A 9,055-nucleotide genomic window follows, 5' to 3' on the forward strand; every position below is an offset into this window, starting at 1 on the left:
CGATGTTTCGCACGATCACGTTCGCGCTGGCCGGGCTCGCCGCTGTGACCGCCGCCGGCGCGCAAAGCTACCGCATGCAGCCCGCGATTTCCGTCCCCGGCGACGGCGGCTGGGATTATGCGACGGTCGATCCGCTCGCGCGCAAACTCTATGTCGCGCACAATGACGCGGTGGCGGTGGTCGATCTCGCCACGATGCGCGCGGCGACGCCGCTCGGTCCAGTCGCGCACAGCCACGCGGTGGTGCCGCTCGCCACCCGCGAACTGGCGGTGACCAGCGGTGGCGACGACAGCGTTCGCTTCTTCGATCCCGCGCGCGGCACGCAAAGCGCGAGCGTCGCGGTCGATCGCAAGCCCGATGCGGCGATCGTTGATCGCGGCACCGGCCATCTGCTGACGATGAACGCCGCCGCCGGCACGGTGGCGGAGATCGACGTGACTGCGCACCGCGTGATGCGGACGATCCGGGTCAAGCCGGGGCTCGAATATCCCGCGATCCGCGGCCGCACGCTCTACATCAACAACGAGGACGCCAATGAGATCGAGGTGGTCGATCTCGCCCAAGGCACCATAGGCAAGCCGATCGCGCTGCCCGGCTGCGAGGGGCCGACCGGGCTGGGGCTCGATGCCCCCCACGCGCGACTGGTGAGCGCGTGCGGCAACGGCGTCGCCGCGGTGGTCGATCTGGCGACGGGCAAGCTCGCGCAGCGCGTCCCGATCGGGCGCGGCCCCGATGCGGTGATGATCGACGCGCGGCGCAAGGTCGCGCTGATCCCGGCGGGGCAGGACGGGACGCTCGACGTGCTCGATCTGTCCGCCGCGCGGGTGACGCCCAAGGCCAAGATCAAGACCGCGCCCGGCGCGCGCACCGGTGCGGTCGATCCGGTGACCGGGATGGTCTATCTGCCCACCGCGACTTTGGTGGCGTCGCAAGGCAAGCGCCCCGGCGCGGCGCCGGGGACGTTCCATATCCTGGTGCTCAAGCCCAATTGAGCGGCACGGATTGCGGTTTCGCGTGGCAGCGCGCAACACGGCCCCGATGCACATTCTGCTTGCCGAGGACGATGCCGAAACTGCGGCGCTGGTCGAACGCGGGCTGGCCGACGCCGGTCATAAGGTGACGCACGTCGCCGACGGCGATGCCGCGCATCGCGCGGGCGACGCGGCGGATTTCGATCTTGCGGTGGTCGATCGCATGCTGCCCGGGGTCGACGGGCTGGAAGTGGTCCGCCGCTGGCGCGCCGCGGGGATCAGGGTGCCGGTGATCATGCTGACCGCGCTGGGCAGCATCGGCGATCGCGTTGCCGGGCTGGAAGCGGGGGCGGACGATTATCTCGTCAAGCCGTTCGCGTTCGCGGAGCTTTCGGCGCGGGTCGGGGCGTTGCTGCGCCGCCCGCCGCTGGCCGAGGCGCCGACGCGCTTCCACGTCGGCGACGTGACGCTCGATCTGTTACGGCGCGAGGTGCGGCGCGGCGCACGCGAGATCCGGCTCCAGCCGCGCGAATTCGGCATCCTCGAGCAATTGATGCGCAACGCCGGGCGGATCGTCACCCGCGCGATGTTGCTGGAGGAAGTGTGGGGTTTCCACTTCGATCCGCAGACCAATATCGTCGAAAGCCATTTGAGCCGGATGCGCGGCAAGCTCAACGAGGGGTTCGACAGCGATCCGATCGAGACGTTGCGCGGGGTGGGATATCGGATGCGCGGCGGTGACTGAGAAGCGGCGCAGCGCCGTCTATCGCATCGCGTTCATCTATTCGGGGGCGTTCGCGCTGGCGGTCGCGCTGCTCGGGGTGCTGGTCTATGTCGCGGCCGAGCGGGCCTTGCGCGGCGAGCAGGATCTCGCGCTGGGCGAGGCGACCGCCGCGCTCGAACGCAGCTATCGCACGGAGGGTTATGCCGGGCTGATCGACGCGATCGGCGCGCGCGGATCGACCAACGGCGTGGTCACCTTCGGCTATGCCCTGTTCGACGCATCGGGCAGGAAAGTCGCGGGCAGCTTCGACCTCGATCTGCCCCCGCCGGGCTATTCGAACGTCGCGTTCCGCGATCCGATCGAGGGGCTCGATCATGCGCGCGCGCTGACGACGCGGCTCGATCGCAACCTGTCGCTCGTCGTGGGGATCGATTCGCAGGTGCTGGAGCGGCTCGACCGGTTGATCCTGTCACTGTTCGCCGGGGTGCTCGTGCTGATCCTCGCGATCGGCGCGGGCGGAGCGCTGGTGCTCGGCAGCTATCTCCGCCGGCGGCTCGACCGGATCAGCGGCACCGCGCAGGCGATCATCGCCGGCGACATGCGCCGCCGCGTGCCGGTATCGCCGCGCGGCGACGAATTCGACCAACTCGGCATCGCGCTCAACCTGATGCTCGAACGGATCGCGCGGCTGCTCGACAATCTCCGCCAGGTGTCGGCCGATGTCGCGCACGATCTGCGCACCCCGCTCGCGCGGCTGCGCGCCGGGCTCGAAGCGGCGCTTTCGGTCGACGCTCCCGCCGCCCAGCGCGCGGCGATCGCCAAAGCGGTCGAGCAGGCGGATGCGACGCTAGCGCTGTTCGGCGGAATCCTGCGCATCGTGGAGGTCGACGCCGGGGACGTGCGGCAGGGCTTCGTCACGGTCGATCTCACCGCGCTCGCCGAGGATCTCGTCGACAGCTACGCCCCCGCGGTTGCGGACAAGGGGCGGACGCTGGCGTGCGATATCGCGCCGGGCATCGCGGTGCCGGGCGATCGCGAGCTGATCGCGCAGGCGGTGATCAACCTACTCGACAATGCCCAGGCGCACACCCCGCCGGGCACCGCGATCCGCCTGACCTTGCGCGCCGAGCCGGGGATCGCGCGGCTGGAGGTGGCCGACGACGGGCCGGGGGTGGCGGCCGCGGACCGCGCGCGGATCGTCGAGCGCTTCGTGCGGCTCGATCGCAGCCGCGCGGCGCATGGCCACGGGCTGGGGCTCAACCTCGTCGACGCGATCGCACGCGCGCACGGCGGCACGCTGGCGATCGAGGATGCCGCGCCAGGGCTCAGCGCGGTGCTGCGGTTGCCGAGGATCTGAGTGCGTCAATCCGCATCGTTTTTGTCGTTCCGCCCGCGGCGTCGGGCGTAAACCTTCGCAAAGTTCACGAAGTTCACACGAATGACGTTTCGCCCGAGAACGATGGATCGTTCAGTAAGTTATTATAAAATAGTAATTTATAGAGTGACGCGTCTAGAGCGTCGCGTTTAATTGAGGTACCCTTGTGCTCCCGCGAAGGCGGGAGCCCAGACTGGGTCCCCGCCTTCGCGGGGACACAAGGATAGGACTAACCACCCCGGCGAAGGCCGGGGTCCAGTTACGATCGGCCCGCCGCATCCATCCTGCCGGTCCGCCGTCGCGTCATTCCGCCGCTCGCCCCGGCGCGGGCGCGATCCGTGGGGCAGGTCCTTCGGCGCCGGTCAGCGCGATCGACCCGTTGGCGGTCGTCACCGCGGCGATCGCGAAGCTGCTTTTCAGCGCCTCGACGAATTCGCGGCTTTCGTGGATCCCGAACCGGCCCGAGATCACCAGCGAGCCGATCCGCGGATCGGCCACCACGATCGGCTGGTCGCGATAGCGGTTGAACTCAGCCACCGCCTCCTCGATCGTCTCGTCGTTGAGCTCGATCACCCCGTCCTGCCATGCGGTGCGCTGGCGGATCAACGCCTCGCCGGGGTCGGCCACCGCGAGCACGCCGGGGCGGATCAGCGTCGTCTCGCCCGCGCCGACGCGGATCGATTGCCCTTCGACATCGCTTACCGCGACCAGCCCGCGCGTCACGGTCAGTTCGGTGCGATCGGCGCGTTTGCGGATGTTGAAGCTCGTGCCGATCACCCGTACCTCGGCGTCACCGAGATCGACGATGAACGGACGACGCGGATCGCGCGCGACGTCGAACAGCGCCTCACCCTCGATCATCCTTACCTTGCGCCGCGCGCGGCTGAGGCTGATCGCCAGCGTCGTCGCGGTGTTGAGCCGGATCGACGAACCGTCGGCAAGCCGCGTCAGGCTTTGCTCGCCGCGCGTCGTGGCGCGGCGCTCCTCGCCGGGAAGGAGCAGCCGGCCGAGCCCGACCGCCCCCACCGCCGATGCCGCGAGCAACCCGAGCCCCACCGCGCGCCGGCTGATCATCGGCGCGGCGGGGACCAGTGCCTCCTCGGGCGCGGTCGCTTCCTCGTCCTGCCCCTCCTCGTCGCGTAACCGGATGTGCGGCGCGGCTTCCCAGGCGAGCTGCGCCTCGGCGAACGCGACCGCGTGGCGCGGATCGGCGTCTATCCAGCGATCGGCGTCGTCGCGCAGGCTGGGATCGCCCGGGGCGGCGTCAAGGCGCACCACCCAGGCCGCCGCCGCGGCGCGGATCGCCTTGCGCTCGTTCGCCGCTTTCGTCCCGCTGGACAACGCAATTATCCTCCTGCTCGGCGCGCTCGGCCGCGATACGGGCGAGCGCCTTCGTCAGATGCTTCTCCACGGTTGAGACGGATATCCCCATGATTTCCGCCACCTCGCCGACCGAATGCCCCTGCACACGGCGCAGCAGAAAGGCGCGGCGCGGTTGCGGGGGCAATCGTTCGATCACCGCCTCCAAGTGACGCAGCGCATCGCGCGCGTCGAACATCTCGTCATAGGAGACGCTGCGCTGCAACGTCTCCAGATCGGCCATATAATCGAACGAGACGATCACTTCGCGGCGCTGCTGGTCGATCAGGATATTGTGCGCCGCGCGGGTGATGAAGGCGAGCCCGTTGCGCACCTCGCGCCAGCCGTCATAGGCATAGGTGCGCGTCATCACCTCCGCGACCAGATCGTCGAGATCGTGCGGATTGCGCACCAGCCGCCACAACCGGCGCCGCAGCACCGGCTGATACGGCAGGATCACGGCCTTGAACCAGGCCAGCCGCTCGTCGCGATCGTTCAGCGCTTTCCCCCCGGGCCTTTTCGCTCGCTGGCATGAAAGCGGGCGGCGCGGGGCTTGTCGAGAGCTAATGCGCGAAGCGCGGATTTCTGCGGTTGGGAGGTAAAAAGGCGCGGGATTACCTTTGCTTGTTCGGTGGAGGGGGTGATGAAAATCCGCTTTCCTACACGCAATGTTCCTGCTTTGTTCCAACTCCCCCCACGGAGTGATTCGCGATGCGACAGGTTAACCGGGACGAGCTGGTCACCGCTTTGCAGTCCGGAATAGGCGATTGGTCGACGACGCTGCTCAACGAGCTTCAGCACCACGATCCGGATCGCAGATTGATGGCCCGGCTCGTCGCCGCGCGGCTGCTCACCGACAAGCTCAGGCGGCTGGAGGATGTCGCCGACGAGCCGGCGCGGCCGCTTTCCGCAGAAGCGTAACGGTCGTAAGCGCAAACTTGCGCGAACCGCGCCGCTGAGAGGCGCAGAAACGCTCGCGGCGCACGCGCCGAGACATAAAAGTGCAAGAAATTCCTCCGCGAGGGTGGGGGGAATGCGCACATCGCCCGTCTTGGAAGGATGAGGGCCGGAAAATGCCGGCTCGGTCGTACCGGGGGGTAAGATTGATGATCGGTGGAATCGGGCGTTGGGCGCTTATCGCACAGGCAAGCGCGGCGGTGATGGCGGTGGCGACGATATCGCCCGCTGCGGCCGCGGCGGCCCAGGCACAAGTGACGCGGTTCGATATTCCGGCGCAGTCGCTGGGCGGCGCGCTTCAGGCGTTTTCGAAGCAATCGGGCTATCGCCTGCTGTTCCCCTCCGCCAATGTCGCGGCATTGCGCGCGCCGGCGGTGGTCGGCAGCTATGCCGCCGAAAGCGCGCTGGCGAAGATCCTGGAGGGTACGCCGCTCAAGATCGCCTCGATCAACGGCCGCGTCGTCGCGCTGACCTTGCGCGAGCCGGCGAAGCAGATGTCGCGGCGGATCGCGTCGACCACCCATTTCGTTCCCGCGCCGCAGGAGGCGAGCCCCGGCGCGGCCGCCCCGACGCCGGCCCCGGCGGAGGATGTCGATCAGACCCCGGTTCAGGATGTCGTCGTCGTCGGCTCGCAGATCAAAGGCGCCAAGATCAACGATGCGCTGCCGGTCACGCTGATCGGCCAGCGCGAGATCCAGGACAGCGGCGCGGTTTCGGGCGACGAGCTGTTCCGTTCGGTCCCGCAATTTGGCGACGTAACGTTCAACAGCTCGTACCTGCCGCAGAGCAGCAACGCCGCGCGCGGCGACGTGGGATCGGTCAACCTGCGCAACCTCGGGATCGGCAACACTTTGGTGATGCTCAACGGTCGCCGCGTCGTCCAGCACCCGACCAGCCAGGCGAACGATCAGCTCGTCCCGGTCCTCACCTATAATACCAATGCGATCCCGGTGAACGGGCTAGAACGGCTGGAGGTGCTGCGCGACGGCGCGGCGGCGATCTACGGCGCGGATGCGGTGGCGGGCGTCGTCAACACCGTACTCAAGAAGGATTACAACGGCGGCGACGTGTCGCTGCAATATGGCGGCGCCGAGGGGACGCGGCTGCGCGAGCTCAACGCGAGCGGGGTGTTCGGCAGCAATTTCGCGAGCGGCAAGGGCAATATCACCTTGTTCGCGAGCTATGATCGCGGCACCGGCTTGCTGACCACCGACCAATATTTCACCGCGTCGGCGGACCGCCGCCCGCTGTTCGTGGGTACCCGGTTCGAGGGCAACAGCAAGCTCGACGGCCGCAGCACCACGACACCGTGGCTGGGCGGTACGGTCGTGAAAACCGGCAGCAGCCCGGTCATGGCCGGCGGCACGGCAGTGACGACCAGGGCCGGCGCGTTCCAGATTCAGCCCGCGACGCTGTCCGGCTGCAACACTGCGCTGGGCAACGGGCTGTGCACCACGACCGGCGGGCTCAACGCCGCGTTGCGCGAAGACCATATCGCCGAGGGCACCTCGGTCATCCCGCGGCTCAACCGCGTCAATCTGTTCCTCACCGGGCACTATGACTTCGACGACGTCACCGCCTTCTGGGAAGCGGGCTATTATTACGCGAAGACCCATGCGGTGCAGCGCCCGATCGAAACGCTGACCTCGATCCCGATCACGGTGCCGGCGAGCAATTACTGGAACCCGTTCGGCCCGGTCACCTTCGCCGACGGCACCCCCAATCCGAACCGTATTCCGGGGCTGAACATCCCGGCCGGCGGGTTGCCGGTCCGGATCAACAATTATGCCTTCCGCGATTTCGGCCAGATCAACGTCGATGTGACGAACAAGCAGTTCCGCACCCTGTTCGGGCTGCGCGGCGAATGGAACGGGTTCAACTGGGAAACCGCCGGCAGCTATTCCGAGGCGACGGTTCGCGACGTCAGCGACAATATCTCGCGCACCAAGCTCGCCGAGATCCTCGCGCTGTCGACCCCGGCGGCCTATAATCCGTTCAACGGCGGCACGCTCGCCACGCCCTCGCTCGGCGACGGCACCCCGAGCAACGCGACGAGCATCGATGCGGCGCGGCAGAAATTGGTGCGCTTCACCAAGGCGACGCTGGCGACCTACGACTTCCGCGTGTCGAAAAAGGATCTGATCACGCTGCCCGGCGGCGACGTCGGCTTCGCCTCGGGGATCGAGGCGCGGCGCGAAACCCAGCTCGACGATCGCGACGCGCGGATCGACGGCACGATCGATTATATCGATCCCTATACCAAGACCGCGGTCAGCGATTTCGCCAATCTGAGCAAGAACCCGGATACTCGCGGCGCGCGTATGGTATTCTCGGCCTATGGCGAGCTCGCGGTGCCGGTGGTGTCGCCCGAAATGTCGGTGCCGCTGGTCCGCAGCCTCAATCTCCAGGTCGCGGGCCGCTTCGAGAATTACAGCGATTTCGGCGATATCGCGGTGCCGAAGGTCGCCGGCTCATGGGATGTGGTGAAGGGTTTCCGCCTGCGCGGATCCTGGGCGAAGTCGTTCCGCGCGCCGAACCTCGAACAGGTCAATGCGCAGGTCATCGCGCGCACCAACACGCGCACCGACTATGCCTTCTGCGAGGCGGATTTTCGGCGCGGGGCGTTCGCCAAATTCTCCGATTGCTCGGCGCCCGGCAGCCCGCGCCGGATGAACGTGACCGCGCTCCGCTCGGGCAACCCCGATCTCCAGCCCGAGCGCGCCACCACCTGGTCGGTCGGCGCGGTGGTCGAGCCGCCGATTCCCGATCGCTTCGGGCATCTGACGCTCACCGCCGACTATTGGCGGGTCAGGCAGACCGGGCTGATCGGCATCTTCGGCGAAGGCAATGCGCTGATCCTCGATTATCTGCTGCGCCAGTCGGGCGAGACCAACCCGAACGTGGTGCGCGCGGCGCCTACCGCCGACGATCTCGCCGCCTTTGCCGGGACCGGGCTCGCGCCGGCCGGGCAAGTGCTTTACGTCAAGGACCAGTACGTCAATCTGTTGCCGCAAACGGTGCGCGGGCTGGATCTCAATGCGGTCTATTCGGTCCGCGACACCGGGATCGGCGACTTCAACGTCGCGGTGAACGTGTCGCATCTGTTCGAATTCTATCAGGATCCGTCGCCGGGGATCGCCGCGCTGATGGCCGCGCGCGCGGCGGGGAAGATCAACAAGGATACGGTGATCACCGGCGGTGGCAGCCTGCTGCGGCTCAATTCGCGTCCGGCGTGGAAATGGTCGGCGTCGTTCAACTGGTCGCTGGAGAATGTCTCGGTCGGCGCCTTCACCCAATATATCGGCAGCGTCGAGGACGACAGCATCGACAGCGCCTCCGCGCCGTGGGTAGTCGACGGGCAGCTCACCGCCAATCTTTACGCCGAATATCGCTTCACCGGCGCGCTCAAGGGCGCAAGCATCCGGATCGGCGCGCGCAACATCACCAATGAAGCCCCGCCGCTTGCGGCGACCGGCTATCTGGGCACGCTCTATACGCCGATGCGGCGCTATTGGTACGCCAACATGAGGTATCGTTTCTGATGTTCAGACGGGGGGCGGCAGCGTTGGTTCTTGCCGTGGCGCTGGCGCCCGCGGCGGCGGTCGCGAAAACGGGGGACGCGCCCTTGTTCGCGATCGCGGCGGGGGAGGGCGGACGCGTCACGATCCG

The 9,055-nt window shown here is 67.7% G+C and carries 7 protein-coding genes; 5 read left to right on the top strand and 2 right to left on the bottom strand.

What is annotated here, in order from left to right:
- Positions 1-2: 2 nt before the first annotated feature.
- Genes BGN95_RS12420 through BGN95_RS12430 form a run of 3 tightly spaced genes read left to right on the top strand, consistent with a single transcriptional unit; the run spans position 3 to position 3,052 of the window.
- Positions 3-992, top strand: a complete 990-nt coding sequence (locus tag BGN95_RS12420; RefSeq protein ID WP_286772783.1) for a YncE family protein — start codon at positions 3-5, stop codon at positions 990-992.
- Between the two features lie 46 nt (positions 993-1,038).
- A complete protein-coding gene (locus tag BGN95_RS12425) occupies positions 1,039-1,716 on the top strand; it encodes a response regulator transcription factor (protein WP_265312813.1) in 678 nt (225 codons plus the stop codon).
- Positions 1,709-3,052: a sensor histidine kinase gene (locus BGN95_RS12430; protein WP_286772784.1), complete on the top strand. Its 1,344-nt coding sequence runs from the start codon at positions 1,709-1,711 to the stop codon at positions 3,050-3,052. Before BGN95_RS12425 ends, BGN95_RS12430 begins: the two co-directional genes overlap by 8 nt.
- Before the next feature lie 321 nt (positions 3,053-3,373).
- Here BGN95_RS12430 and BGN95_RS12435 read toward each other — a convergent pair whose 3' ends face one another.
- Both BGN95_RS12435 and BGN95_RS12440 read right to left on the bottom strand, forming a co-directional pair.
- Complete coding sequence (locus BGN95_RS12435) at positions 3,374-4,411, bottom strand: FecR family protein (RefSeq protein ID WP_286772785.1); 1,038 nt, start codon at positions 4,409-4,411, stop codon at positions 3,374-3,376.
- Positions 4,335-4,889 carry an RNA polymerase sigma factor gene (locus BGN95_RS12440; RefSeq protein ID WP_179515304.1) on the bottom strand — a complete coding sequence of 185 codons (555 nt, stop codon included), beginning with the start codon at positions 4,887-4,889 and terminating at the stop codon, positions 4,335-4,337. The genes BGN95_RS12435 and BGN95_RS12440 overlap by 77 nt, the downstream gene beginning before the upstream one ends.
- Positions 4,890-5,140: 251 nt before the next feature.
- Between BGN95_RS12440 and BGN95_RS12445 the strand changes: the two genes are divergently transcribed.
- Together BGN95_RS12445 and BGN95_RS12450 are read left to right on the top strand one after the other, a co-directional pair.
- Positions 5,141-5,350, top strand: a complete 210-nt coding sequence (locus BGN95_RS12445) for a hypothetical protein (RefSeq protein WP_265312461.1) — start codon at positions 5,141-5,143, stop codon at positions 5,348-5,350.
- A 185-nt stretch (positions 5,351-5,535) separates the two neighbouring features.
- A complete protein-coding gene (locus BGN95_RS12450) occupies positions 5,536-8,928 on the top strand; it encodes a TonB-dependent receptor (protein WP_286772786.1) in 3,393 nt (1,130 codons plus the stop codon).
- The last annotated feature ends 127 nt before the right edge of the window (positions 8,929-9,055 follow it).

It is taken from the genome of Sphingomonas sp. 66-10 (genome assembly GCF_001897045.1).
In the GTDB taxonomy this organism is placed as follows: domain Bacteria; phylum Pseudomonadota; class Alphaproteobacteria; order Sphingomonadales; family Sphingomonadaceae; genus Sphingomonas; species Sphingomonas lycopersici.